Raw genomic sequence first — 25,595 nt, forward strand, 5'->3', positions numbered from 1 at the left:
CATAGACAGAGGCCAAACCAGACGAAAGCCAGCTATGCACAATCAAGGCATCATTCTTTTCACGCTCACCTTCGTGGCGCTGCCAATTGTGCTGCTGGTTTTGTCGCGTCGCGCTACAAACCGTCTGTTCCGCCGATTGAGCCTGATCAGTTTTGCACTCTGGATGCTCGGCCTGATTGCCTTTCTGCTCATCAGCTTCGATTGCACCGGCAACTTTCTCTATGGCTACGATGGGTGCCAAGGCCTGAGCAACACGGCTGCGAATTTTTTGGTGCCCCGCGCGCTGCTGGCCATGGCTGCAGCCATTTTACTTTATACAATGGCGCTGCTCTGGCTTGGCTGGCAAAGACTGCGGGACCGGAAACGCCAAGCGGACTCGCCTTATTCAGGACCAAAGTAAGGGGCGGGTTTGGTCAGTGCGATGATCGGCTGGCTACGGTCCGCAACGGCGACTTCGACGCAGTTTCCCGGCCCGTCCGTGAATTCCCAGACATGTCCTTCACGGGTGTCCAGCGTCATACTCTGCCCGGCGTCCAGCGCGCCAAAACTCTGTCCCATGCCATTGTGGTCAATCCAGTACAGGCCGCGATATTCGCCTGAATCGTTGCGGATTGTCAGCGACAGCGCGATCTCTCCATCGATTGATCTGAGATTGCGGGCGACGAGGCAGACAGGATCCATTTCCGGCTCATCCGGGTCAGAGCCTGTTTGCTCTCCGGCCTCCCAAAGGCTGTCGATCCGGGCGCAATCGTCAATCATGCGAACCGCCTGATCTGCAATTCCGTCCATCGGCAAGACGAGCGCGTTTTGCCCCGGCAGATCGTAATAGACCGGACCTCCTTCCGAGAAGATTGACCAAATGGGATCATTGGTGAACAGCGCCACGTCCACGCCCGAGATCCCGACTTCGGCCAGAGCACCGACAACGGAGCCGTCGCGCTGAAACCGCTCGCCGTTGTTCGAGGTAAATGTCACGCCTGCCGGTGCACCATCCGTTTGTCCGGACACATCCGAGAACAGGGTCATCATGACGTAGGGCCCGGAATTTCCAATCAGGCATTCCGCCCGGAACTGCACAGCATCGGTTTCCGGGATGCCGTAGGAAAGCATCAAGAAGGTATCGAACACGTCCTGCTGTACTGAGCGGGTATAGGTCCAGCTCATGTCGGACTGCCCCGTATTCTGCGCGAACATCGGAGAGGCCATGATCAGGCCGGCGGTCACAAGGGACGGAAATCGCATGGTCTATTCCTTTGAAACGTAAATCACTGAACAATGCACGCAGCCTAGGCCAAGGTCAGGCAACCCGCAATCGTTGCTGCGACAGCGGCATCGCTTGCCCTTCCCGGCCACCCTCCGTATGAGAGGCGCGCGCATTCCTGCTGCCACTGCCGAAGAAAAGGACAGCCCGATGATCCCCCGTTATTCCCGCCCCGACATGGTCGCCATTTGGTCACCTGAGACCAAGTTCCGCATCTGGTATGAGATCGAAGCTCATGCCTGTGACGCGCAGGCCAATCTGGGAGTCATCCCGCAGGAAAACGCCGACGCCGTCTGGAAAGCCAAGGACGTGGAATTCGATGTGGCCCGGATCGACGAAATCGAGGCTGTGACCAAGCATGACGTCATCGCCTTTCTGACGCATCTCGCCGAACATGTCGGCAGCGAAGAGGCGCGCTTTGTTCATCAGGGCATGACATCGTCTGATGTTCTGGACACCTGTTTCAACGTGCAGTTGGTGCGCGCCTCGGACATCCTGATCAAGGGCATCGAAGGCCTGCTGGCAGCGCTCAAAAAGCGGGCTTTGGAACACAAAGACACCGTGCGTATCGGGCGCAGCCACGGCATCCATGCCGAACCCACAACCATGGGTCTGACTTTTGCCCGGTTCTACGCCGAAATGGATCGCAACCTGTCTCGGATGCGCGATGCGCGCGCCGAAGTGGCCACCGGCGCAATTTCCGGCGCTGTCGGTACCTTTGCCAACATTGATCCGGCTGTCGAAGAGCATGTCTGCGAAAAGATGGGTCTGGTGCCAGAACCGATCAGCACACAGGTCATCCCACGCGACCGCCACGCAGCGTTTTTCGCCACCTTGGGTGTGATCGCCAGCAGCATCGAGAACATCGCCATCGAAATCCGTCACATGCAGCGCACCGAGGTTCTGGAAGCCGCAGAATTTTTCTCGATGGGTCAAAAAGGTTCATCGGCGATGCCGCACAAGAAGAACCCGGTGTTGACCGAGAACCTCACCGGTCTGGCCCGCCTTGTGCGCATGGCCGTGATCCCGGCGATGGAGAATGTCGCGCTGTGGCACGAGCGGGACATCTCGCACAGCTCCGTTGAACGGATGATTGGCCCCGATGCCACCGTGACGCTAGATTTTGCCCTGCACCGTCTGACCGGTGTGATCGACAAGCTGCTGGTCTATCCGCAGAACATGCTGGACAACATGAACAAGTTCCCAGGTCTGGTGATGTCACAGCGTGTGCTGCTGGCTCTGACTCAGGCCGGCGTCAGCCGCGAAGACGCCTACCGTCTGGTTCAGCGCAACGCCATGAAGGTCTGGGATCATCGCACCGATTTCCGCGAGGAGCTGCTGGCCGATGACGAAGTCCGCGCGGCCCTGTCCGAAGAGGAAATCAACGAAAAGTTCGATCTGGGCTACCACACCAAGCACGTGGACACGATCTTTGCCCGTGTGTTCGGCGAAGACTAACTGCCCAGCAAGGTAAGCGCACCCACAAGGATCGTGGCCAGCACAAAGCCGGCCACCTTTTGTGCGTGAAAGACCCATTCCGCAAGGCCATCGTTATGTTCGATGGCCTTGTGCGCTTCTTTCAGCTCGACCAAGGGAAGCGCGTTTTCAAGCGAATACCAGAACTTCTGCCAGAACCCCTTGAGTTCCTGCGACGCGCTGCGATGGGCCACCACGACCCCGAGGAATACCAAAGCACCGAACCAGGCGAGCAGATAAAACGGATAAACGCCATGTCCGATCACCCAAGCTGACAGCCCCAGTTTGAACCTGTCCCATGGCGGAGTGCCCTCAACGGTGCGGCGATGCTCGTAGCGGGCAAAGCGAACGGCTTTGGCCGCGTTCTCGGCACCAGCCGCCGTCAAGGCTGCGGCCAGTTGTTCATAGGGTTGTGGATCATAGCGCTTGCCGTGGTCCGGCTGCGCTTCTTCGATCCATGCGATCAGAGTTTCGGCATCCGCATCGCCCATATTGGCGCTCTGCACCCAAGAGTCCGCGTTGAGCCCACCGAAACGGTCGTAACGCAAACCCGTCAGATCGGTTTTCAACCAACTGCCATCCTTGCGTTTCCACCCATGCATTTCCGCCTGAAGCACCGGCGTAGATACATTGCGCAGGATCAGTTCCGCGTCGTTGCCCCAAGTCGGCGCGCCATGGCTGTCGCCGGGCGAAGAGAGCAGCAATTCCACACCAACCTTGGCGCCAGTCATGTTGATCTTGCCATCAAACCGACTGGCCCCGAATTGCAGGTGGCTGCCGATGTCAGAAGCGGTGAGCGTGATGCCCTTCTGAAAAACAGAACCTCCCCGCAAGAAAAGAGACCCGCCTAGCTTCATCGCGTCTCCATTGAACGTGTCTTCGAAACGCGATCCAATTGCCGAAATTTGATTCTGAATAGAAGCGTTCCTCAATACGACCTTGCCACTAAAAACCGCTCCATTTCGCAGCATCAAAGAGCCTCCAATTCGTGCGCTGTCCGCATTTAGTCTCGCGTGAAAAGTGGAGCCGCTTGCATCGACATCTGAGCCAATTCTAGCATTCAGCAATGACACCTCGCCTGTAAATTGCGCACCGTCTCTCAGGAACAAGGTTTCATTCACTTCCAGCCGATTGCCGTCAAAAACGCCTTCAAAAGTTGATGTTGTCGCTGACAGTACCGAGCCAACGGATGCGCTGCGCAACACCACATCGCCTTGGAACATTGCCGATCTTCCCAAAAGCATTGAACCACGAACGTGCGTTCTTTCCAGATTCAGCACTTTTTCGAAAGTCGCGCCGAGAGCATCAAAGTTCACGGCAACGCTGGCTCCTCTGAAATCTGCGGCGCCCTTGAAATGCCCACTCCAGAGAAAAAGTGACCCGCCAATCTTCAACCGATCTGCTTCTATTCCGCCTTCAACGAAAGATTTAACCAAACTAAAAGAGCGAGCAAATCGAGTTTCCCAGAGATGGATGCTTTTCTGAAAGTGACTATCGAGGATGAACAACGCCGGTTTGATGTCGAGATAGCTCAGGTTCAGTGTATCGGTTATTTGCGCGCATCTGATTGTGAAACGGTCCCTCGGGCTACGTGCCAGCAAGGCCGGTGTTGTCAGGATGGCCCGGATAAACTCACCACTGATCTGGCGGTTCTCCGGTACCGGGCCGTCGATCTTGTCGGGTCGGCATTCCAACGGCTCATCTGCAGTGTCGTACCACTGCAAATTCACCTCGCCCGAATTCAACTCGCAAAGATCATTCCAGATCCATCTCTCCAGATCGGTCCATTGCCAATCGTCTGGCATGGGGATAGCGCAGGCGACCGGTTCTTCGACGATAACGACAGGGGGATCTTGCTGGGCGTCCGCGCCAAACCGCGAAAATGCGGCCAAGGCAAGAAAGGCCAAAACAAAAAAGCAAAACTGACGCATGAAGATTCTCGATTGAAATGATTTCACCCATACAATCTTAACGAGCACCCCTCTGTCCAGCTTTTGTGCGTCGGCGCATTGCCGCTTGGAACACGACATCAAAAATTTTGACCGAATTGCAACCTGTGCTAGTATTCAAGTTGTTCAACAGGAGGACTGAAATGAAATTCAAGATGCTTCTGACGACCGCGGCGCTGGTACTGGCGCCCGCATTCGCGGCAAACGCGGCCTGTTCTGGCCATGAGAAACAAGTCATGAGCTGCGCAGAAGGCTCAGTCTATGATGCCGAAACTGGCAGCTGCAAGGTCATGTCCAGCTAAGATCTCTACGCACGTACCCAAGACACTGGCGGCCCGCAGTGGCCGCCTTTTTCGTTTGTCCTATCTATGCAAAACACAACTCGTCAGGAGAGATCATGCGATTTTCACCCGTTTCAGCCGTTTGTCTCAGCCTCATGCTGCCCCTGCCCGCCCTGGCCGCAGGCACCGAGACCGAAGCGCCGCCCAAGCCATCCCCAACCACGCAAGAGTGCGAAGAAGGTTTGATCTGGGATGCTGATCTGGGTGAATGCACAGCGCCCAAGGATACGAGGCTGAACGACAAGACCCGGATGCTGGCCGTTCGGGAACTGGCCTACGCCGGCCGGGCCGCCGAAGCGCGGTCCGTTCTGGACAGCCTGCAAGACCAAGGATCCGATCTGGCGCTCACATACCGCGGGTTCGTTGCCCGCACACTTGGCCAAACCGCCGAAGCCGAGCTTTGGTATCAAAGGGCGCTGGCGGCCAATCCCAACAACCTTCTGGCACGCAGTTATATGGGTCAGGGTTATGTGGAACAGGGCGAAATCCAGCTCGCACGGCTGCAACTGACGCAGATCCGCACCCGAGGCGGCCGGGGTAGCTGGGCCGAAATTTCGCTGCGTATGGCCATCGAGCGCGGACGCGGTTTTTCTTACTGACGGCGGTGCGCCCTTAACTGGTGGGTAACCTTGAACCGATAGGTCTGACGGTATGCCACCGGGAACACCCTTGAATGTCTAATCTGATTGCTGCCCCGGCCGCTGTCGCGGCCCTGCCCGACCATCGACCGACTGGCAGGCCTGATGCGCTTTCGCGCAAATCCAAGGCTGCGATTATCGTGCAGTTCTTGCTTAACGAAGGCGCGGATATTCCTTTGTCTGCTTTGCCCGAGGACCAGCAGGCGGAGCTGACACTGCTGCTGGGCAACATGCGCTATGTGGACCGCGAAACACTGAACACCGTGGTGGCCGAATTTGCCGATGAACTCGACAGTGTTGCCATGGCCTTTCCCGGTGACATAGCCGGTGCGCTCAGCGCACTTGATGGCAAGATCAATCCCCACACCGCAGCCCGCCTGCGAAAAGAGGCCGGTGTACGCCAGACCGGCGATCCGTGGGTCCGCATAAGCGCGTTGCCGCCCGAGCGGCTGATCACATTGGTGCAAAGCGAAAGCACCGAAGTGGCCGCCGTCATGATGTCCAAAATCCACGTGGCCAAGGCGGCGGAGGTTTTGGGAAAACTGCCCGGAGACAGGGCGCGCAGAATATCCTATGCGGTGTCGTTGACCACCGGCGTTACCCCGGATGCCGTCGAACGCATTGGCCTAAGCCTAGCCGCGCAGCTGGACGCCGAACCAATCAAGGCCTTTGCGGCCAAACCCGATGAACGTCTCGGCGCCATCCTCAACTATTCGCCCTCCAACACCCGCGACGAACTGCTGTCGGGACTGGAAGAACAGGACCGCGATTTCGCCGAAGCGGTTCGCAAGGCTATCTTTACGTTTGCCAACATTCCCGATCGCCTCAACCCGATCGATGTGCCCAAAATCCTGCGTGACGTTCCACAGGATGTTCTGGCCACCGCCCTTGCAGCGGCAACCAGCGAAGATGATCAGCGCGCGGCAGGCTTTATCACGGAAAACATCTCCAAACGAATGGCCGCCAGCCTGCAAGAAGAGGTGGAAAACCGCGGCACCGTCAAGGCCAAGGCTGGCGAAGCGGCCATGACCGAGGTCATTGATGCCATTCGTACATTGGTCACCTCGGGCGAGATTACGCTGCGCTCGGAGGACGAAGACGACGGCTGACGCCCTCTGCATGCTTGCGCATTCAGCCGGGCTTTCATAAATCTGACGGACCGAACCCAGCCCGTGAAAGCGTCCAATCCGTGTCAGCCTCCAAACCACAGCAGGAAAAACCGACCGGGGACCGCAGCAGCACTGTGCGGGATTGGCTGACCGACCGGGCTTTCCGCACCTTTATCGGCGCAGCACGACTGCTGCCCTACCGCTGGCGCGTCCCGCTCATGGGCTGGATCATGCGAACGATCGTGGCACCCTTGGCCGGTCACAAGGCCCGCATCCGGGACAACCTTGCGCATGCCTGCCCCGAGCTGAGCGAGGCCGAGGTGCGCCGCCTGTGCAAATCCGTACCGGACAACGTGGGCCGCACGTTGATCGAGATTTATTCCGGTCAGGATTTCGTGGCGCGCGCCCAAAAGGCCAAGATCACCGGCCCCGGACTGGAGGCCCTGGAACAGGCGCGTGCAGATGGCAGGCCCGTTATTCTTGTGACCGGGCATTTCGGCAATTACGACGCGGCTCGAGCGGCGCTGATTGGCCGGGGGCACAATATGGGCGCGCTCTATCGCGCCATGTCGAACCCGTGGTTCAACGATCACTACGTCAAAGCCATCACGGCCATCGGAACGCCCATGTTCGAACAGGGCAAACGGGGCATGATTGAAATGGTGCGGCACATCAAGGCTGGCGGCGTGCTCGGCATTCTGACGGATCTGCATGCTGCAGGCGGCGCGCGTACCAGCTATTTTGACAAACCGGTCAAGACCTCAACTGTAACGGCTGAGCTGGCGCTCAAATTCGACGCCCCACTGATCCCGGTCTACGCGATCCGGCAACCAGACGGGCTGAGCTTTGAGATTGTTCTGCTCGATGAGATCAAACGCGGCGACGCGGTAGAGATGACGCAGGCTGTCAACGACGGTCTGGAGGCGTTGGTGCGCCAGCACATGAACCAGTGGTTCTGGATACACCGCCGCTGGAAGATCAAGAACCCGGTTTGGCGTCAGCGCAAGCGAGCAGCCGCAACGATGGGTCCGTAGCCTGGTTCCTGAACCAGAACCACAACAGGGCCGCTTCCGCCCAGACGCACGGTGCCTTCGTAGGTGCCGCGCCCGTTCCATTTCGCCGCAACATCCCAGTCTTCGACGATATGGGTATAGGTCAACCGGTGACCGGCGTTCTCACCGCGCGTGATTTCCACATCCTTGCTGGGCGCATAGCGGATCACATGGATCTCGCAGGGGCGCCCATCGTGCAGGGCGGTCGCCTTGATCGACAGTTGATTTCCGCTGCGGCGGATATCAAGCGCGACCTTGGGCTTTTGGGCCTGATGCTTGCGGATCAGATCCACCACTTTCATCGGGCGTGATCCAACAACGGCGTGCGAGCCGTTGATCACCATCTGGGGCGTGTAGATCTTGCGCCAGCCGCCGGCCATGGCATAGCCCTTTTGCCGCGTGGTAAAGCCCGGCATGGCAAAACGGTCTTTCCAGCCAATGTAATCCCAGTAGTCCACGTGCAGGGCCAGCGGAATAACATCATCGCGCCCGCCCAGTTCTGCCAACAGCGCATCAGCAGGCGGACAGGACGAACAGCCCTGAGAGGTGAACAGTTCAACCACAACCGGATTGTCCTGCGCGGCAACAGAAGTCGCCGCCCCTCCGGTCAGGGCTGCAAAGATCAGGGCAAGAGAAGCCAGGTGCCTGCGCATGAAAAGCTCGTGTGTGTGATGTGTCGTTTGAAAATATGAACTACCGAACTGGCGGTGAAAAGACCAATCAAGGTTTTGCGAGAGACTGTGACAGTCCCGTGTGGCGGGCGGGATACCCTGCCATCCCACGGCGGTAAAACCGCTGTTCTTCAGCGTTATCGGCGGGAATGTGTACAATGGCATACAAAAAACGTCGCACCCCCCTTGATCGACCTGTGCGCATGGTGCAGATACGGGCCAGAATTCCCATCTTCACCTTTGAAAGGTAGGCCATCCATGCCCATTACAGTTGGCACTGACAGCGCAAAGACCCGCAAAACCCTGACCGTCGGCGACCAGAGCGTCGCGTATTACTCGATCCCAGCCGCCGAAGCGGCCGGACTGGGCGAGTTTTCGAACCTGCCTGCGGCACTCAAGGTCGTTCTGGAAAACATGCTGCGCTTCGAAGATGGCAAGACCGTCACCGTTGACGACATCAAAGCCTTTTCCGACTGGGGCAAAAATGGCGGCAAAGGCGACCGCGAACTGGCCTACCGCCCTGCCCGCGTTCTCATGCAGGATTTCACCGGTGTTCCGGCGGTTGTTGACCTTGCCGCGATGCGCGACGGCATCAAGGCGCTGGGTGGTGATCCACAGAAAATCAATCCGCTGAACCCTGTTGATCTGGTCATCGACCACTCGGTCATGATTGACGAGTTTGGCAACCCACGCGCGTTCCAGATGAACGTGGACCGCGAATACGAACGCAACATGGAGCGCTACACCTTCCTCAAATGGGGTCAGAGCGCATTCAACAACTTCCGCGTTGTCCCCCCCGGCACCGGCATCTGCCACCAGGTGAACCTTGAGTATCTGGCTCAGACCGTCTGGACCGACACAGACCAGACAGGCACCGAAGTGGCCTATCCTGACACGTTGGTTGGCACGGACAGCCACACCACCATGGTCAACGGCGCAGCCGTTCTGGGCTGGGGTGTTGGCGGCATCGAGGCCGAAGCAGCGATGCTGGGTCAGCCGATCTCCATGCTGATCCCCGAAGTCATCGGATTTGAGCTGACAGGCTCTATGGTCGAAGGCACCACCGGCACCGATCTGGTTCTCAAGGTCGTCGAAATGCTGCGCGCCAAGGGTGTTGTGGGCAAGTTCGTCGAATTCTACGGCGAAGGTCTGGACCGTCTGCCTCTGGCCGACCGTGCGACCATTGCCAACATGGCACCGGAATATGGCGCCACCTGCGGCTTTTTCCCGATCGACAATGAAACGCTGCGCTACCTGCGCAACACCGGCCGTGACGAAGCGCGCATCGCGCTGGTCGAAGCCTATGCCAAGGAAAACGGTTTCTGGCGCGGTGCAGACTATGCACCGGTCTACACCGACACGCTCAGCCTCGATATGGGTACCATCGTGCCTGCCATCTCGGGCCCCAAGCGCCCGCAGGACTACGTGGCACTGACCGGCGCCAAGGATGCCTTCCGCAAGGAAATGGAAGAAACCTTCAAGCGTCCGATGAACAAGGAAGTCGCCGTTGCAGGCGAAGACTACACCATGGAATCGGGCAAGGTCGTGATCGCGTCGATCACATCGTGCACCAACACATCCAACCCCTACGTTATGATCGGTGCAGGTCTTGTGGCGCGCAAAGCCGCTGAACTGGGTCTGGATCGCAAGCCATGGGTCAAGACCTCTCTGGCCCCCGGATCGCAGGTTGTTTCCGCCTATCTTGAAGCTGCGGGCCTGCAGGACGATCTGGACAAGATCGGCTTCAACCTCGTGGGCTACGGCTGCACCACCTGCATCGGTAACTCTGGTCCGATCCAGAAGGAACTGTCCGACGCCATCGCCGAGGGTGATCTGGTTGCGACTTCGGTTCTGTCCGGCAACCGCAACTTCGAAGGCCGGATTTCGCCTGACGTGCGCGCCAACTATCTGGCCTCGCCGCCGCTGGTTGTTGCCTATGCCATCGCTGGCACCATGGACATCAATCTGGCCACCGATCCGATCGCACAGACACCAGATGGCAAGGATGTCTATCTCAAGGATATCTGGCCGACCTCGCAGGAAGTGGCAGAGCTGGTCGAACAGACCGTGACACGCGAAGCCTTCCAGTCGAAATACGCCGATGTGTTCAAGGGCGACGACAAGTGGCAGGGCGTCGATGTGACCGAGGCCGAAACGTACGATTGGCCTGCGACCTCGACCTACGTTCAGAACCCACCCTACTTCCAGGGCATGAGCGCAGAGCCGGGCACCATCAGCAACATCGAAGGTGCGCGCGTTCTGGCACTGCTGGGCGACATGATCACCACCGACCACATCTCGCCTGCGGGTTCGTTCAAGGAAACCACACCTGCTGGCCAGTATCTGACAGATCGTCAGGTGGCCCCGCGTGAGTTCAACTCTTACGGTTCGCGCCGTGGCAACCACGAGATCATGATGCGCGGCACCTTTGCCAACATCCGCATCAAGAACGAAATGCTCGATGGGGTCGAAGGCGGCTACACCAAGGGCCCGGATGGCGCGCAGACATCGATTTACGACGCAGCCATGGCCTATCAGGAACAGGGCACCCCACTGGTCATCTTTGGTGGTGAACAGTATGGCGCCGGCTCCAGCCGTGACTGGGCAGCCAAGGGCACAGCCCTGCTGGGCGTCAAGGCCGTGGTCGCCGAGAGCTTTGAGCGTATTCACCGCTCCAACCTCGTTGGTATGGGCGTGATCCCGTTCGAATTCACCGGCGGTGACACCCGCAAGAGCCTTGGCCTGACCGGCGAGGAAAGCGTTTCGATCTCGGGTCTGGACACGATCCAGCCGCTGCAGGAAGTGCCTTGCACCATTACGTTTTCTGATGGATCCGAAAAGACCATCACGCTCAAGTGCCGGATCGATACAGCGATCGAAATCGAATACATCGAACACGGTGGCGTGCTGCACTACGTTCTGCGCAACCTCGCGCAGGCACCTGTCGCAGCCGAATAAACCAAAACAGATTGCGGCGCGGGCAATGCTCCGCGCCGTTTCAAGGCCCCGCTTCGGCGGGGCTTTTTGTTTTCCGAGCTTGCGCAAAAATGCGCCATCCAGACCACCCAACGCGCAAAACACCGCCGATACAGGGCTTTAGGGGGAAATTGTCAGGTTTTCCCCACTCCACAAACCCGCACAAAACCCCAAGATAGAGACAACGCCGCACAAACCGAGGCACGTCCGATGAAAAACCGAACCATCAAGCCATGGCTGATTGCCCAGCTCGCCGTTTTGACGTTGCTGGCGGTCTACGGTGTTTCGGCTGGCGCAGACGCGGTTCAGGCTTGCGATCTGAGCACCCTCACCGACGACAGTCTGTTGTGTGATCTGTAAAAGCGCTTAGCGCTCCAAGGCGTCCTGAAGCGCAGGAACAAAGCGCTGTTCATAGTCAGAACCGACCAAGGGCCCCGCAAAGCGGAACAACACGGTTCCATCCCCATCGACAATAAAGGTTTCGGGCGGCGCGGTGACACCCCATTCGATCGCCGTGCGGCCCAGCGGATCAAAGGGCACCGCGAGGAACGGATTGCCGTCGTCTTCCAGATACCCGCGGGCCTGCGATTCCTTGTCTTTGAAATTCACCCCGATGATGCGCAGCCCGTCCTGTTGCATCTCCAGCAGCTGCGGATGCTCTGCGCGGCAAGGCGGGCACCAGCTCGCCCAGAAATTCACCAATGTGATTTCACCCGAGCTGAGCGCATCAGGCGCCGCCGCGTCAAACCCTGCCAGCGTTTCGACAGGCAAGGCCGGGGCCGGTTGCCCCACCCGCGTGGATGGAAGGCCCTGCGGGTCCTCGCGGAACATGCCGACATAGGCCATGATGGCGAACCCGGCGAATATCGCCGGCGGTACAAACATCAGCGGCGAAAGTTTAGCCATCAGAGGCCTCTTTGGTACTGCGGCCCTGCCGCGCTTCGATGTCTTCGAGTTCACGCCGCACCCGGCGCGCGCGCATGACGCTGAACAAAACCAACAGAATGATCAGGGTCAGCGAAACCGCATAAGCGCTGAGCACGTAGCCTGCATATTTTCCAAGATCCGGCAGCATCACAGTGTCCTTTCGCGGGCCATCAGCGCGCGGGCGCGCCGCGCCCGGATTTCAGTCTGCGTGCGCAGGAATACCAGCGCGATGAACAACAAGGCGAAACCAACCATGGAGATCACCGCCGGATACCAGAATACATCCGCGATATTCTGTTCCTTGTCAGCCGAGAAGGTGGCCTCCTGATGCAGCCCCTGGTTCCAGAACAGAACGGCGTAGCGGCTGAGCAAGGCAAAGACCGATCCAACAAGGCAAAGGATCGATGTCAGATCGGCGGCGGTGTCGTCATCCTCGATGGCCGACCACAGCGCGATATAGCCAAGGTAGAACAGGAACAGGATCAAAAAGGATGTCAGTCGCGGGTCCCAGGCCCACCATGTGCCCCACATCGGCTGGCCCCAGATCGCCCCTGTTGCCAGCGCAATGACCGTCATGACAGCGCCCACCGGGGCTGCGGCGCGCGCAGCGAGGGCCGAAACATGATGGCGTCTGACGATCCAGATCAGCGACGCCACAAGCATCATGAGCCAGGCATTAATCGCCATCAGCGCCGCAGGCACATGCAAGTAGATGATCTTGACGGTTGATCCCTGCCGGAAATCATCCGGCGTAAAGAAAAATCCCCAGATCAACCCGGTGGCAAGGCAGCTCAGCGCCGCCCAAGAAAACCATGGCAGCAGGCGGTCCGTTGTTCGGATGAACTTGACCGGATTGGCGTATTCCCAGATCGACATGATGTGCAGTTATCCCTTGTGCGCGCCTGTTACACCTCAAATATGCGTCATACGCAATATGGCAGTGCCCGGCGCATCAGCGCAGGTTGATCCTCAAAACAGCCGCCGAGGCAAAGGGAAGCAGGGCAACCACGCCCGCGCTGATCCCCGCCAGCATCAGCAACGGTGTTTGCACAGCCAGCCCCTCAGCACCCCGTCGGGCCACTTCGGCGCCAAAGATCAAGGTCGGGACATAGAGCGGCAGCACCAGCAATGACATCAGCAACCCGCCGCGTTTGATGCCCACGGTCAGGGCCGCGCCGAAGGTTCCGATCACACTCAGGGCCGGTGTGCCCAGTGCGAGGCTGACAACGACCCAGAGATAGGCATCGACAGGCATGCTCAGCAGCACGCCGAGTGCCGGTGCGGCAAAGACCAGCGGCAACCCCGTTGTGATCCAGTGCGCCAGTGCCTTGATGGTCACGATGCCTTCCATCGGCAAAGGCGCGGTCGCGAGCAGATCAAGCGATCCGTCTTCCCAGTCCAGCGCCAGAATGCGATCGAGCGACAACAAACAGGCCAGCAAAGCACCGATCCACAAGATACCCGGCGCAATCTTGGCAAGCAGTGCGGTTTCAGGGCCCACGCCAAAAGGCACCAGCACGGTAACGATCAGAAAGAACGCCAACCCGAGGCCAAAGCCCCCACCTGCCCGAATGGCCAGCATCAAATCCCGTTTCAAAAGCGCAATCACAGGAACGCCTCGTCTTGGGCGGACACGCGTGGAACCGCGCGGAATTTGCCCACATCCAGCACCTCAGCCTCGTTCAGGCCCAGATCGATATGCGTGGCCATCAGCGCAGCACCGCCCTGCTGCAGATGCGCACGCACCGCATCGGCAAAGAGCGCAACCGAAGCTGCATCCAGCGAAACCGTCGGTTCGTCCAGAACCCAAATCGGACGCCCCGTGACCATCAACCGCGCAAGACCAAGGCGGCGTTTCTGGCCCGCGCTCAGTGTTCCGGCAAGCCGCGTGCGCAATCCGGTCAGGTCAAAAGCCTTGATCGCAGGCTCAATATCGCGTTGGGCAAAGACATCAGCCCAAAAGCTCAGGTTCTCTGTCACGCTCAGCATGGATTTCAAACCGTCCGCATGGGCGGCATAGGCAATCCGGTCTTCTGCGCCTTCAATCCGCCCAGAGAGCGGCGGCTGCAGACCAGCCATGGTGCGCAGCAGGGTTGTCTTACCAGCGCCATTGGGTCCGCGCAGCACCAAGGCACGGCCAAGGCCGAGGGAAAACGTCACCCCCTCCAAAACCGGCACACCACCGCGTGCTACGCCCAGATCAATTGCTTGCAGATCCATGAAACGGAATTACCCCACGGGCGCCAAGCGCAAAAGCGCCAAATCGGCGCGCCCTGCCCATGCGCCAGTCACGAGGCCTGTTCGATCTGCTCTTCGCCTTCATCCTCGACCCTGGCAACACGTGCACCGGCCTTCTGGCTGGTGACCACACCCAGCGATTTGAGCTTACGATGCAGCGCTGAGCGTTCCATACCGACGAAATTCGCCGTTCGGGAAATGTTGCCGCCAAAGCGGTTGATCTGCGTCAGCAGGTATTCGCGCTCAAAGGCTTCGCGTGCTTCGCGCAGGGGCATCGTGGCCAACGTTCCGGAGAGAATGACCTTGCCGTCTTCTTCTTCGCTTGGGGCCGATTCCTGTGGCAGTTCACGGGCCTCGATTGGTCCGGTCCCCTCGCCCAGTATGAGCACACGCTCCACCAGATTCTTGAGCTGCCGCACATTGCCGGGCCAGGTCATGGTTTGCATCAGGGCAACCGCTTCGTCAGACAGCGTGCGCTTGGGCAGGCCCTGTGACTGATGGCATTGCTCGATGAAGTAATCGGCCAGCATTGGAATGTCTTCGCGCCGTTCAGACAGGGATGGAACCGCGATCGGCACAACGTTCAGGCGGTGGAACAGCTCTTCGCGGAACCGCCCTTCGGCAATTTCCTCCTGCAGCTCGCGCCCGGTCGAGGAAATGACCCGCAGATCTACGCGAACCTTGTCACTGCCTCCGACCCGGTTGAATTGCTGATCCACAAGAACACGCAGGATTTTTGACTGTGTGCCCAACGGCATGTCGGCCACTTCGTCAAAATAGATCACACCGCCATGGGCCTGTTCGAGCAAACCCGGCTCGATCCCCCGCTTGGCGCTTTCGCGGCCAAACAGCATAGCTTCCATCATTTCAGGCTCAACCCCGGCGCAATTCACGGTCACAAAGGGCGCAGAGCTGCGGTTGGACTTGGCGTGAATATATCGCGCTGCAACTTCCTTGCCGCTGCCTGCAGGGCCGGTCAGCATAACGCGGCCATTGGATTTGGTCACCTTGTCCAGTTGTGCAATCAAGGCGCGGTATCCTGCGCTGTCACCCAGCATTTCAGCGCTGCGGGTTTCACCGCGCTTCAGAGTGGCGTTCTCGCGGCGCAGGCGCGAGGTTTCCATCGCCCGCCGGATCACCACCAAAAGCTGATCAATGTTGAACGGCTTTTCGATAAAGTCATAGGCGCCCTGCCGGATCGCAGCCACCGCGATTTCGATGTTGCCGTGACCGGATATGATCACAACCGGCACGTCCGGGTTGTCGCGCTTTACAGCCTTGAGAATATCGATCCCGTCCATCTTGCTGTCTTTCAGCCAGATATCGAGGATCAGCAGCGCCGGAGGCTCTTTGTTGATTTCGGCCATGGCATCGTTGCTGTTGCCCGCAAGACGCGTGGTAAAGCCTTCATCCTCCAGAATATCCCCGATCAGCTCGCGGATATCGCGTTCGTCGTCAACGATCAGAATATCACTCATCTCTGCCTCTAACCTTTTCAATCACCATAACTGCTAAACCTCCTCCAATTGGGATGACCCGTCCGGCTGCTGCGCCGAAGGCGAATCCAGCGGCAGACGGATCACCGCCATCGCGCCCACATGGGCGTCTGGTTCAAAAGGTGGCGCGTCTTCCAGCGTCAGACTGCCGCCATGTTCCTCGATAATCTTTTTGACGATTGGCAGGCCCAGCCCGGTGCCTTCGCCACGTGTGGTCACATAAGGCTCGAACAGGCGGGCCCGGTCCTCTGGCAAGCCGATCCCGTTGTCCATGATCCGGATCTCCACCTTGTCATCGACGATCTCAGCACTGACGTGGATCTGCGGATCGTGACCTTCAGGAGCGCCCTTTTCCTGAAGCGTTTCAATCGCTTCTCCCGCATTCTTGATCAGATTAGTGAAGGCCTGCCCAATCATTGTCGCATCCAGTTCGGCGGGCATTGCCTGTGCCGCGATCTTGGTAACAAAGCGCACATTCGGCTGACCTGCATCCTGCAACAAGACAGCCCCGCGCAACAAATCGCCCAGATCTTCGGGCTTGCGTTCGGGTTCGGGCATACGGGCAAATTTCGAGAACTCATCGACAATGCGGCGCAAATCGCCTGTCTGCCGCACGATCACCCCTGTCATGTCCTCCAACTGGGCCGCATCGTCTTCCTCCAACACGCGCGAAAACTTGCGTTTGATACGCTCGGCGGACAGTTGGATCGGTGTCAGTGGGTTCTTGATCTCATGAGCAATTCGGCGGGCAACATCACCCCACGCGGCCATGCGCTGCGCACTGACAAGATCGGTCACATCGTCAAAAGCGACCACGAAGCCTTCAAGGCTGCGGTCATCCCTGCGTCTGGTGGCAACGCGCACCAGCAGGTTTTCCAAACGGCCTTCGCGCGACACTTTGATTTCTTCCTGAGCGCTCTCCTGACCGCTGCTGCGCAGGCGTTCAAACAAGGGGCCAAATTCAGGCACCGCAACGTGGATCGGAACGGATTCGCGGGTTTCATGCCAACCCAGCAAGCGTTCGGCGGAACGGTTGACGAAGGTCACTTTGCCGCCTGCGTCCAAGCCGACAACACCCGATGTGACCGACGTCAGAACCGAGTCGAACAGGCGTTGGCGCCGTTCAATCTGGCGGGTATTTTCCAAAAGGGTTTCGCGCTGCCCCTTGAGCTGCCGGGTCATCTGGTTGAAGTACCGCCCCAGCATCGAGATTTCGTCATCACCCTCTTCTTCGGGCACCTGCACGTCCAGATCGCCCGAACCAACCCGCTGTGCCGCGCCAGCCAAACGCCCAACGGGTCGCGACAGACGTTCCGCAAACCACAAACCGGCCCATGTCGCCGCGAGGATGAGCAGCACGGCAAAGCCAAGGTAAAGCAGAGCAAAGTCAAACAGTCGCCTACCGCGTTCGCTTTCCTGCTGCTGATAGAACCGCGCGGTTTCCTGTGTTTCATCCAGCAAGGACAGCAAACGGCCATCGACGTTGCGGCTGACATAGAGATAGCGATCGGCAAATGCCGCCAGGGGCACCAGAGCGCGGAATTCATCGTTTTCCCAATCCGCGATAACCGTGATGCCCGTCGCGTCCGCCGTAGCGAAATCGTCCGGTGATGGGCGTTCGAAGTCAAACAGATAGGACCGTTCCCCGCGTGCGCGAATTTCGCCAGCGCCGTCAATCACATAGGCCTCACGCAGGCCGCGCTGGATCTGGGCCTGACCCTGCCCCAGAATTTGCCGCAGATCGCCTCCGTCCATCGCCAGACTGACGCGCCGAGAGGCATTCAGAAACCCGGCCAGCGCCTGAGCATCCTGCTCAAGACCTTCACGCTGCTCTTCTTCGTAGGCCTCGGCCGCTGTCAAAGAGGCTCCGACCACGTTCTGCACGCGGCTGGAAAACCATGTCTCGAGACCAATGTTGATGGTCAGCACCGCGAACACAGCAACCGTGATGGTCGGCAGCAGCGCCATGACCGTAAAGGCCCCGGTCAGACGCAGATGCAAACGCGATCCCGCGGATTGGGCACGTCGCTCGGCCACCATGCGCGCGACACGGCCCAAAACCAACGCGGCAAGAAACAGAACATAAACGAGATCGGCCAGCAGCACCAACCGCAGGCTCAGCACGCCAGCCGAGCTATCCAGCGGCCCCAGAACAAGGAAGGTGGCAACAGCAAGGATCGGACCAAGCGCAACCAGCGCGAGTGTCATCGCGTTCTGCACCCGTCTTTGCCGCCGCAAACGGCTTATACGAGCCCAAGTCATGGTGCGCGCTGCAGTGCGTGCTCCTGTGGCCACAGCCCATCCTCGCCTTGATGTGTCGCCTCAAAGCGACAACCGCCATATCTTGTGGTCTGCCAGACCGTTTTCGCTGGGATAGCCCAAAAGCGAAGCGGTCGCGCCACAGTTATGTGGCCGTTTTACATCAATTTGCGGCGGCGTGTCACGCGAATATCCAGCTCGGTGATCTTTTTGCGCAAAGTATTGCGGTTGATTCCGAGCAAATCGGCACATTTAGCCTGATTTCCACCCGTCGCCTCTAGGGCGATTTCGATCAACGGCACCTCGACTTCACGGATGATGCGGCCATGCAGGCCCGGAGGTGGCAAAATTGCGCCGTGCAAATCGAAATAGCGGCGCAGGTGACGGGCAACCGAAGCGCCCAGCTTTTCGCTGTCCCCGCCCCGCAGGACAGGGCCGGTTTCCGGCTGGTTACCAAGCACCGCTTCGACTTCGGAGCGGGCAATTTCGTCAGCCCGCGCGGTCAGACACAAACGGCGCACTGCATTCTCCAACTGTCGGACATTGCCCGGCCAGCTGTATACCCGGAATAACTCTTCGGCCTGTGCCGACAGCCACCGCTTTGGGGCACCTTCTTTTTCAGACCGCAACATGAAATGTTCGGTCAGCAATTTGATGTCCTCAACGCGTTCGCGCAGAGAAGGCACCGACAACGCCGCGCCGTCCATGCGATAGAACAGATCCTGCCGAACCAACTTTTCTTCCATCAGGCGCCCGGGATCATACTGCGACGTAGCCATAAAGCGCGGCACATGATCACCCGGCACATCCATCATGCGCACGATCCGCGCCTGTACCTCGTCAGAAATGTCGGCGATTTCGTCAATCAGCAGCGTGCCGCCCTTGACCCGCGCCAGCACCTTGGCGGGGCCTTCCAGATCGGCAAGATCAGCCGCTGTTACCGATACGAACGGCAGAGTGCGACGATCAGAAAAGTCGTGCAGAGCGCGGGCGATCAGGCTTTTGCCTGTACCCGACTCGCCGGTGATTAGCACCGGAAGATCAGTGTTCATTACACGGGCCATCAATCGATAGAGCGCCTGCATGACCGGCGTTTTGCCCACCAGTGGCAATTCTTCCGGCTCGTCCGCGCCACCGACAACCGGATCATCGCGGCGCGGAACACGCTGCCGCGAATCCAGCGCCCGTGCGGTGCGCTTCATCAGATCGGGCAAATCGAACGGTTTTGGCAGATAGTCGTAGGCTTCTGCCTCTGCGGCCTGAATGGCTGTCATGATCGTGTTTTGCGCAGAGATCACGATCACCGGCAGATCCGGGCGGTCCTCGGAAATCTTGGGCAGCATCTCCAGCCCGTTTCCGTCAGGCATCATCACGTCCGAGATAACGACGTCGCCTTTGCCCTCGCCCACCCAACGCATCAGCGTCGTCAGCGAAGAGGTTGCATGCACTTTGCAGCCCGCGCGTGTCAGCGCCTGGGTCAAAACTGTGCGGATCGTACGGTCGTCATCGGCGACAAGAACAGTGCCATCCATAACTCAACTCTCCTCTTTGGCAGGTGTTGCCCGCGGCAACGAAATTCGAAAAACAGTGCGTCCGGGAATACTGTCGACGGAAATCCAGCCGTCGTGGTCCGAGATAATCTTGCTGACCAGCGCCAGCCCCAATCCGGTTCCGTTTTCACGGCCCGAAACAAAGGGATCAAAAATGTCGCCCTTGATGTCATCCGGCAAACCGGGGCCGTCATCGATCACTTCGATCTGCAACGGCAGCGACTGACCAGAGCCATCGGCACGCCGCAGGCGGAAGCTGTGTTCGTAGTAGGTGTGCAGCCTGATGGTGCCCCCGGTGATCGGGTCGGCGGCTTCGGCGGCGTTCTTGAGCAGGTTCAGAATGACCTGCAACAGCTTGTCCGGATCGCCCATCGCCATGGGCAGCGAGGGATCGTAATCCTCGACAATCTTCATATGCGCCCCCGCACCCAGCAAGGTTGAGCGGCGCGCACGATCCAACACGTCATGCACATTGACCTCGGTGCGTTCGGGCGTCGACAGGTTGCCGAACTGCTCAACCTGTTCGAGCAGCTTTACGATGCGCCGGCTCTCCGCCACGATTAGATCGGTCAATTCCAGATCATCGGCAGACAAGTTCATGCTGAGCAGCTGTGCAGCGCCAGTAATCCCCGCCAGCGGGTTCTTGATTTCATGGGCCAGCATTTCCGCCATGCCGATTGCCGATTTTGCAGCAGATTTCACCGAATGGCTTTGCGTCATACGCCCGGCCAGTTCACGGGGCGAAATCAGCAGGATCATCTGACCACCGCTGCCTTGAACCGGTGCAATCGACAGATTGCAGATCAGCGGTGCTCGGGATCCCGAGCCCACGTCCACATCGTTTACAAACAGCGGCGTGCCATGGTCGCGCGCCCGGGCAAGGCTTTCTTCCAGAGGCGCATCAACGGCGATGCGGTCCCATACGGGCTGCCCTTCAAGCCATTTTGCCGAGGTGTTCAGAAATCCTTCGGCGGCTGAATTGGCATCGAGAATGGTTTCATCCGGCGCAATCAGAATGGCCGGAACCGGCAGCGAAGACCACAGCTGCATATCCTGTTCTTCGGTCATGCTGCCACAGCCCCCGGATCCCGTTCCGCCAGAGCATCCGGCAGCAAAGCCAGTACATGGCTGGTGTCCTTTTCGGTCAGGATGCGCCCGCGCAAGGCCTTTTCCGTGCCTGCACGGTCCATGTACCACCCCAAATGCTTGCGGGCGACGCGTCCACCCAGCACCTTGCCGTAAAAGCGCAGAATCGCTTCGTAGTGGCCTGACACCATATCGGTCAAAGCTGCCCCGGTCGGCACTTTTGGCGCCGGCGTTCCATAAAGCTCGGCTGCGACTTCGGCCAGTTTCCAGGGCGCCCCCTGTGCCCCACGGCCAATCATGACCCCATCGGCCCCGGACGCCCTGAGCGCCGCCTGCGCCGTGTCGGCATCAACTATATCGCCATTGGCCACCACGGGGATGTTCACGGCCTCTTTGACGGCGCGGATTGCGTCCCAATCGGCCTGCCCCTTATAGAACTGACAGCGGGTGCGTCCGTGGATCACAACCATGGATACGCCAGCCCCCTCGGCGCGGCGGGCCAGATCAGGTGCGTTCAATGCATCGCTGTCCCATCCCAGCCGGGTCTTCAATGTAACCGGCACTTTGACGGCTGCCACGGTCGCTTCGATCAGGCGCAGCGCGTGATCCGGAACCTGCATCAGCGCCGAGCCTGACCATCCACCCGTCACCTTTTTGGCCGGACAACCCATATTGATGTCGATGACCTTGGCGCCCATCCCCTCAACGATCCGGGCGGCCTCGGCCATGGGTTCCGGCTCGCGGCCCGCAATCTGAACCGAGGTGTTTTCGATCCCGGCCCCAAGCTCGGCTTTTTCGCGTGTACCCGGGCGTTCTGTCAGGAATTCGCCGGAAGCAATCATCTCGGACACAACAAGGCCCGCGCCAAAGCCTGACACGAGGTTTCGGAACGGCAAGTCCGTGATTCCCGCCAGCGGAGCCAGCAAGACAGGGGGTGAAATGGTGCGGTCTGGCAGAGCAATGCTCAAACGCTTAATCCTTGTGCAGTTGCATCAGGGGTAGTGGTCCCCCTGAGTTCTTTCAATGTTTTGCCCTGTTTTCGCTACCGCAGCAAACCTATTTGCCTATTTTTTAATCACTTTCCCCGGGCAATTGCGCATGCGCCCCGCAGCGCCTAGAACAAAGGGAAACAGGGGCCAATCCCATGACAACAGCCGTGATTTTCGTCGCCGCAGGCCGTGGAAGCCGCGCAGGTGGACCATTGCCCAAGCAATGGCAAACCATCGCAGGGCGTCCCGTGGCGCGCTGGACGCTGGAGGCCTTTGCAGACGACATGACCAAAGTCATGGTGATTCATCCCGATGACCGACACCTTGCGGAAGCCGCCTGCACGGGACTGGACGTCGCGCTGGTGGATGGCGCGGACAGTCGCGCGGGCTCTGTGCTGAACGGGCTCATGGCGTTGCAGACCGCGGCGCCGGACCATGTCCTGATCCATGACATCGCCAGACCCTGCATTCCCGGCCACGTCATTGATGCGGTCCTTAATGCGCTAAGCGACACGCCGGGCGCCGCCCCGGCACTGGCGGTCACTGATGCGCTTTGGACCGGCGCCGAGGGCCGTGTCAGCGGAACACAGGACCGCACGGGGTTGTTTCGTGCGCAGACGCCGCAGGGATTTCGCTATGCCGATATCCTGGCCGCGCATCGCGCCCATCCGGGTAATGCCACTGACGATGTGGAGGTCGCCCGCGCTGCGGGGCTGGACGTATCCATTGTTCCGGGCGACGAACGAAATCTGAAAATCACGGGTCCGCAGGATTTTGCCCGCGCCGCCCGATTGCTGGAGACCGATATGGACATACGCCTAGGCAACGGCTTTGACGTACACGCCTTTGAAGATGGGGATCACGTCATCCTGTGCGGTGTGCGCGTTCCGCACAATCGCAAGCTCAAGGGCCATTCCGATGCGGACGTCGGCATGCATGCCGTGACCGACGCGCTCTATGGCGCGTTGGCCGAAGGCGACATCGGCCGCCACTTTCCCCCCAGCGATCCGCAGTGGAAAGGCGCGGCCAGCGACATATTCCTGCGCCACGCCTGCGATCTGGCCCGCTCCAAGGGGTATACGATCAGTAATGTTGACTGCACGTTGATTTGCGAACGGCCCAAGATCGGCCCACATGCCGCTGATATGATGGCGAAAATGGCTGAAATCATGGAGCTGCGCAGCGATCAGGTATCGATCAAGGCAACCACGTCTGAACGACTGGGCTTTACCGGCCGCGAAGAAGGCATCGCGGCCATCGCAACCGCAACACTGGTGAAGCCATGAAGTGGATCGCATCGGTTTGCGGCGTCGGCTTTCTGCGACCGGCCTCCGGGACATGGGGATCACTGGCCGCCCTGCCCCTTGCCTATGGCATTCATCAGATTGGCGGCTTTTGGTTCCTGCTGAACCTGACAGTCTTTGCCTTCATCTCGGGCCTTATCGCAACACAGCGCGTGACCGAGGGCGCAGAGGATCATGACCCCAGCTGGGTGGTCATCGACGAAGTGGTCGGACAGTGGATTGCCTTGTTCCCGGTCAGCTATGGCGCGGCCATGATGGGCATCGGGATCGAAAGACTGTGGCCCGGCTGGATTGCAGCCTTTGTTCTGTTCCGTCTTTTCGACATCACCAAACCATGGCTTGTCGGACGCGCAGACAGGATGGGCACCCCCATGGGGGTCATGCTGGATGATGTGATCGCCGGCGTTTTTGCTGCAATTGGCGTGATCGCACTGGCCTCGGTTTATCATGGAGCGATGATGTGACCGCCTCCGAGGTTCTGGAACTGGCACGCAAACAAGGCAAGATGATCGCCACCGCAGAAAGCTGCACTGGCGGGATGATCGCCGCAGCACTGACCGCAATCCCGGGATCGTCCGACGTGGTGGACCGCGGGTTTGTCACCTACTCCAACGGGGCAAAGATGGACATGCTGGGGGTCAGGGCCGCAACACTTGAGGCGCATGGCGCCGTATCCGAAGCGGTCGCGGCCGAAATGGCAAAAGGCGCGCTGGACCGGTCTGACGCACAGATCGCGGTATCCGTCACCGGGATCGCCGGGCCGGGAGGGTCCGAGTTCAAACCCGAAGGACGGGTGCGCTTTGGTCTGGCGAATGCAGACGGCGTACAAACCGAAACCGTCGAATTCGGCGCGATTGGCCGTGATGCGGTGCGGGCAGCGACGGTTGCGCATGCCCTGCATCTGCTCGGAAAAAGCTGCCTTTCATAAATGCCCTATTTTTGGTCATTGCTTAAATTTTAAGCCCATTTTTTGTGCAGTTTGCATATTGCCCCCTATTTGCGCGGCCTGAGGACGGCATGCCGCTTTTTTCCGCATCCGAATCCCGCTTTTGACCTGCGCAACGAACAAAATCGGAAGGACGGGACTATGAACGGAGCGGATACCGCTTGGATCATCGTGGCAACAGCGTTGGTGTTGTTCATGACATTGCCAGGTCTGGCGCTGTTTTACGGCGGACTGGTTCGCGCACGAAATGTGCTGAGTGTTTTCATGCACTGCTTTGCCATTGCATGCCTGATGAGCGTGCTGTGGCTGGTCGTTGGATACTCCATTGCCTTTGGCGGCGGCACATCCGGCTACTGGGGCGGATACGACAAGATGTTTCTTGCCGGTGTGACGGCAGACAGCCTGTCGGGAACGCTGCCTGAGGTGTTGTTCTTTGCCTTCCAGATGACCTTTGCGATCATCACCCCTGCCCTGATCGTCGGCGCCTATGTCGAGCGCGTCGGATTTGGGTTTGTTCTGCTCTTCTCGGGCCTTTGGATGCTGCTGTGCTACGCACCCGTGGTGCATTGGATCTGGGGCGGCGGTTTCCTCGCCGACGGCGGTATCTTTGGCGAAAACGGTGTGAAAGATTTCGCAGGCGGTATCGTGGTTCACGAAACAGCCGGTCTGGCCGCATTGATCATCGCAATGTTCCTTGGTCCGCGCAAAAATCAGACCACGCCGCCGCACAACCCCGGTTTCGTGATGATCGGCGCCGCCATGCTTTGGGTTGGCTGGTTCGGTTTCAACGGCGGCTCGCAGCTGGCGGCCGATGGTGGCGCAGCCATGGCGCTGACCGTCACCCATATTTCGGCGGCCACCGCATCGCTGACATGGGCGCTTTGGGAAAAGATCAAGTTCGGCAAGGCGTCCTTGGTGGGCATGGTCACAGGGACAATTGCAGGTCTTGCATCGATCACACCCGCGTCGGGCTTTGTCGGCCCGGTCGAAGCACTGATCATCGGCGGCATCGCCGGCATCCTGTGTCAGGAAGCGGTCAACGTGGTTCGCAACCTGCTCAAGATCGATGACACTCTGGATGTCTTTGCCGTCCACGGTGTCGGCGGTATCTTTGGCACATTGATGATTGCGATCTTTGGCGCTGGCAGCTTTGCCGCACAGGCCGGATCGCTGGTGATCGTCGGTCTCTTTACCATCGTCGTGACCGTGGTTCTGATCTTCATCACCAAGGCCATCACACCGCTGCGCGTGGATGAAGAGACTGAGCACAGCGGGTTGGACATCATGGTTCACGGTGAACGGGCCTATGATCACGCCAGCTGATCAC

Annotated in this window: 25 protein-coding genes; 12 read left to right on the forward strand and 13 right to left on the reverse strand. The window is 59.2% G+C overall.

The features are described 5' to 3' along the window. Positions 1–34: 34 nt before the first annotated feature. Complete coding sequence (locus tag PFY00_RS07250; RefSeq protein ID WP_271431868.1) at positions 35–400, forward strand: hypothetical protein; 366 nt, start codon at positions 35–37, stop codon at positions 398–400. Here the strand turns inward: PFY00_RS07250 and PFY00_RS07255 are convergent. Next, a complete protein-coding gene (locus tag PFY00_RS07255) occupies positions 382–1,242 on the reverse strand; it encodes a hypothetical protein (RefSeq protein ID WP_271431869.1) in 861 nt (286 codons plus the stop codon). The genes PFY00_RS07250 and PFY00_RS07255 overlap by 19 nt on opposite strands. 169 nt (positions 1,243–1,411) lie before the next feature. Between PFY00_RS07255 and purB the strand changes: the two genes are divergently transcribed. Then, positions 1,412–2,719: an adenylosuccinate lyase gene (purB, locus tag PFY00_RS07260; protein ID WP_271431870.1), complete on the forward strand. Its 1,308-nt coding sequence runs from the start codon at positions 1,412–1,414 to the stop codon at positions 2,717–2,719. Here purB and PFY00_RS07265 read toward each other — a convergent pair. Continuing rightward, positions 2,716–4,668: a translocation/assembly module TamB domain-containing protein gene (locus PFY00_RS07265; RefSeq protein ID WP_271431871.1), complete on the reverse strand. Its 1,953-nt coding sequence runs from the start codon at positions 4,666–4,668 to the stop codon at positions 2,716–2,718. The two genes, purB and PFY00_RS07265, sit on opposite strands and share 4 nt — an antisense overlap. 161 nt (positions 4,669–4,829) lie before the next feature. On the opposite strand from PFY00_RS07265, the gene PFY00_RS07270 reads away from it, so the two are divergent. From PFY00_RS07270 to PFY00_RS07285, 4 genes are all read left to right on the forward strand, one after another. Then, entirely contained in the window at positions 4,830–4,988 is a 159-nt protein-coding gene (locus PFY00_RS07270) for a chitin-binding domain-containing protein (RefSeq protein ID WP_271431872.1), read from the forward strand. 95 nt (positions 4,989–5,083) lie between these two features. Then, positions 5,084–5,626 (forward strand): tetratricopeptide repeat protein, encoded by a 543-nt coding sequence (locus PFY00_RS07275; protein WP_271431873.1) that lies wholly within the window; start codon positions 5,084–5,086, stop codon positions 5,624–5,626. 74 nt (positions 5,627–5,700) lie between these two features. Continuing rightward, entirely contained in the window at positions 5,701–6,774 is a 1,074-nt protein-coding gene (locus tag PFY00_RS07280; protein WP_271431874.1) for a flagellar motor switch protein FliG, read from the forward strand. 134 nt (positions 6,775–6,908) lie between these two features. Continuing rightward, complete coding sequence (locus PFY00_RS07285) at positions 6,909–7,808, forward strand: lysophospholipid acyltransferase family protein (protein WP_271432215.1); 900 nt, start codon at positions 6,909–6,911, stop codon at positions 7,806–7,808. Here the strand turns inward: PFY00_RS07285 and PFY00_RS07290 are convergent. Next, a complete protein-coding gene (locus PFY00_RS07290) occupies positions 7,772–8,479 on the reverse strand; it encodes a DUF1223 domain-containing protein (protein WP_271431875.1) in 708 nt (235 codons plus the stop codon). The genes PFY00_RS07285 and PFY00_RS07290 overlap by 37 nt on opposite strands. A gap of 276 nt (positions 8,480–8,755) precedes the next feature. On the opposite strand from PFY00_RS07290, the gene acnA reads away from it, so the two are divergent. Together acnA and PFY00_RS07300 are read left to right on the forward strand one after the other, a co-directional pair. Further along, entirely contained in the window at positions 8,756–11,455 is a 2,700-nt protein-coding gene (gene acnA / locus PFY00_RS07295; protein WP_271431876.1) for an aconitate hydratase AcnA, read from the forward strand. Positions 11,456–11,683: 228 nt separating this feature from the next. Continuing rightward, complete coding sequence (locus PFY00_RS07300) at positions 11,684–11,833, forward strand: hypothetical protein (RefSeq protein WP_271431877.1); 150 nt, start codon at positions 11,684–11,686, stop codon at positions 11,831–11,833. A gap of 6 nt (positions 11,834–11,839) precedes the next feature. Here the strand turns inward: PFY00_RS07300 and PFY00_RS07305 are convergent, their stop codons facing one another. From PFY00_RS07305 to dusB, 10 genes are all read right to left on the reverse strand, one after another. Next, a complete protein-coding gene (locus PFY00_RS07305) occupies positions 11,840–12,379 on the reverse strand; it encodes a DsbE family thiol:disulfide interchange protein (protein ID WP_271431878.1) in 540 nt (179 codons plus the stop codon). After that, positions 12,372–12,548, reverse strand: coding sequence for a heme exporter protein CcmD (gene ccmD, locus PFY00_RS07310; protein ID WP_271431879.1), 177 nt, complete (start codon positions 12,546–12,548; stop codon positions 12,372–12,374). Before ccmD ends, PFY00_RS07305 begins: the two co-directional genes overlap by 8 nt. After that, a complete protein-coding gene (locus PFY00_RS07315; RefSeq protein WP_271431880.1) occupies positions 12,548–13,276 on the reverse strand; it encodes a heme ABC transporter permease in 729 nt (242 codons plus the stop codon). Before PFY00_RS07315 ends, ccmD begins: the two co-directional genes overlap by 1 nt. Positions 13,277–13,352: 76 nt before the next feature. Next, positions 13,353–14,009 carry a heme exporter protein CcmB gene (gene ccmB, locus PFY00_RS07320; protein ID WP_271431881.1) on the reverse strand — a complete coding sequence of 219 codons (657 nt, stop codon included), beginning with the start codon at positions 14,007–14,009 and terminating at the stop codon, positions 13,353–13,355. Beyond that, the gene (gene ccmA / locus PFY00_RS07325; RefSeq protein ID WP_271431882.1) at positions 14,006–14,620 is read right to left on the reverse strand and encodes a heme ABC exporter ATP-binding protein CcmA; all 615 of its coding nucleotides are present in this window, start codon (positions 14,618–14,620) and stop codon (positions 14,006–14,008) included. Before ccmA ends, ccmB begins: the two co-directional genes overlap by 4 nt. A 68-nt stretch (positions 14,621–14,688) precedes the next feature. Continuing rightward, positions 14,689–16,116 (reverse strand): nitrogen assimilation response regulator NtrX, encoded by a 1,428-nt coding sequence (gene ntrX, locus PFY00_RS07330; protein ID WP_271431883.1) that lies wholly within the window; start codon positions 16,114–16,116, stop codon positions 14,689–14,691. A 33-nt stretch (positions 16,117–16,149) separates the two neighbouring features. Then, positions 16,150–18,396, reverse strand: a complete 2,247-nt coding sequence (locus PFY00_RS07335) for a sensor histidine kinase NtrY-like (protein WP_271431884.1) — start codon at positions 18,394–18,396, stop codon at positions 16,150–16,152. 155 nt (positions 18,397–18,551) lie between these two features. Beyond that, positions 18,552–19,925 (reverse strand): response regulator, encoded by a 1,374-nt coding sequence (locus PFY00_RS07340; RefSeq protein WP_271431885.1) that lies wholly within the window; start codon positions 19,923–19,925, stop codon positions 18,552–18,554. A 3-nt stretch (positions 19,926–19,928) separates the two neighbouring features. After that, entirely contained in the window at positions 19,929–21,011 is a 1,083-nt protein-coding gene (locus tag PFY00_RS07345; protein ID WP_271431886.1) for a two-component system sensor histidine kinase NtrB, read from the reverse strand. Next, on the reverse strand, positions 21,008–21,997 hold the full coding sequence (gene dusB / locus PFY00_RS07350) for a tRNA dihydrouridine synthase DusB (protein WP_271431887.1): 990 nt from the start codon (positions 21,995–21,997) through the stop codon (positions 21,008–21,010). The genes PFY00_RS07345 and dusB overlap by 4 nt, the downstream gene beginning before the upstream one ends. Before the next feature lie 176 nt (positions 21,998–22,173). Here dusB and PFY00_RS07355 point away from each other — a divergent pair, with 176 nt between their 5' ends. The 4 genes from PFY00_RS07355 (at position 22,174) to PFY00_RS07370 (ending at position 25,591) form a co-directional block, all read left to right on the forward strand. Further along, the gene (locus PFY00_RS07355; protein WP_271431888.1) at positions 22,174–23,304 is read left to right on the forward strand and encodes a bifunctional 2-C-methyl-D-erythritol 4-phosphate cytidylyltransferase/2-C-methyl-D-erythritol 2,4-cyclodiphosphate synthase; all 1,131 of its coding nucleotides are present in this window, start codon (positions 22,174–22,176) and stop codon (positions 23,302–23,304) included. Then, positions 23,301–23,786, forward strand: a complete 486-nt coding sequence (locus tag PFY00_RS07360; protein WP_271431889.1) for a phosphatidylglycerophosphatase A family protein — start codon at positions 23,301–23,303, stop codon at positions 23,784–23,786. Before PFY00_RS07355 ends, PFY00_RS07360 begins: the two co-directional genes overlap by 4 nt. Then, positions 23,783–24,250 carry a CinA family protein gene (locus PFY00_RS07365; protein WP_271431890.1) on the forward strand — a complete coding sequence of 156 codons (468 nt, stop codon included), beginning with the start codon at positions 23,783–23,785 and terminating at the stop codon, positions 24,248–24,250. The genes PFY00_RS07360 and PFY00_RS07365 overlap by 4 nt, the downstream gene beginning before the upstream one ends. A 159-nt stretch (positions 24,251–24,409) precedes the next feature. After that, on the forward strand, positions 24,410–25,591 hold the full coding sequence (locus PFY00_RS07370; protein WP_271431891.1) for an ammonium transporter: 1,182 nt from the start codon (positions 24,410–24,412) through the stop codon (positions 25,589–25,591). Positions 25,592–25,595 lie beyond the last annotated feature (4 nt).

The sequence above is a fragment of the Thalassococcus lentus genome, assembly GCF_028023555.1.
Taxonomy (GTDB): Bacteria; Pseudomonadota; Alphaproteobacteria; order Rhodobacterales; family Rhodobacteraceae; genus Thalassococcus_A; species Thalassococcus_A lentus.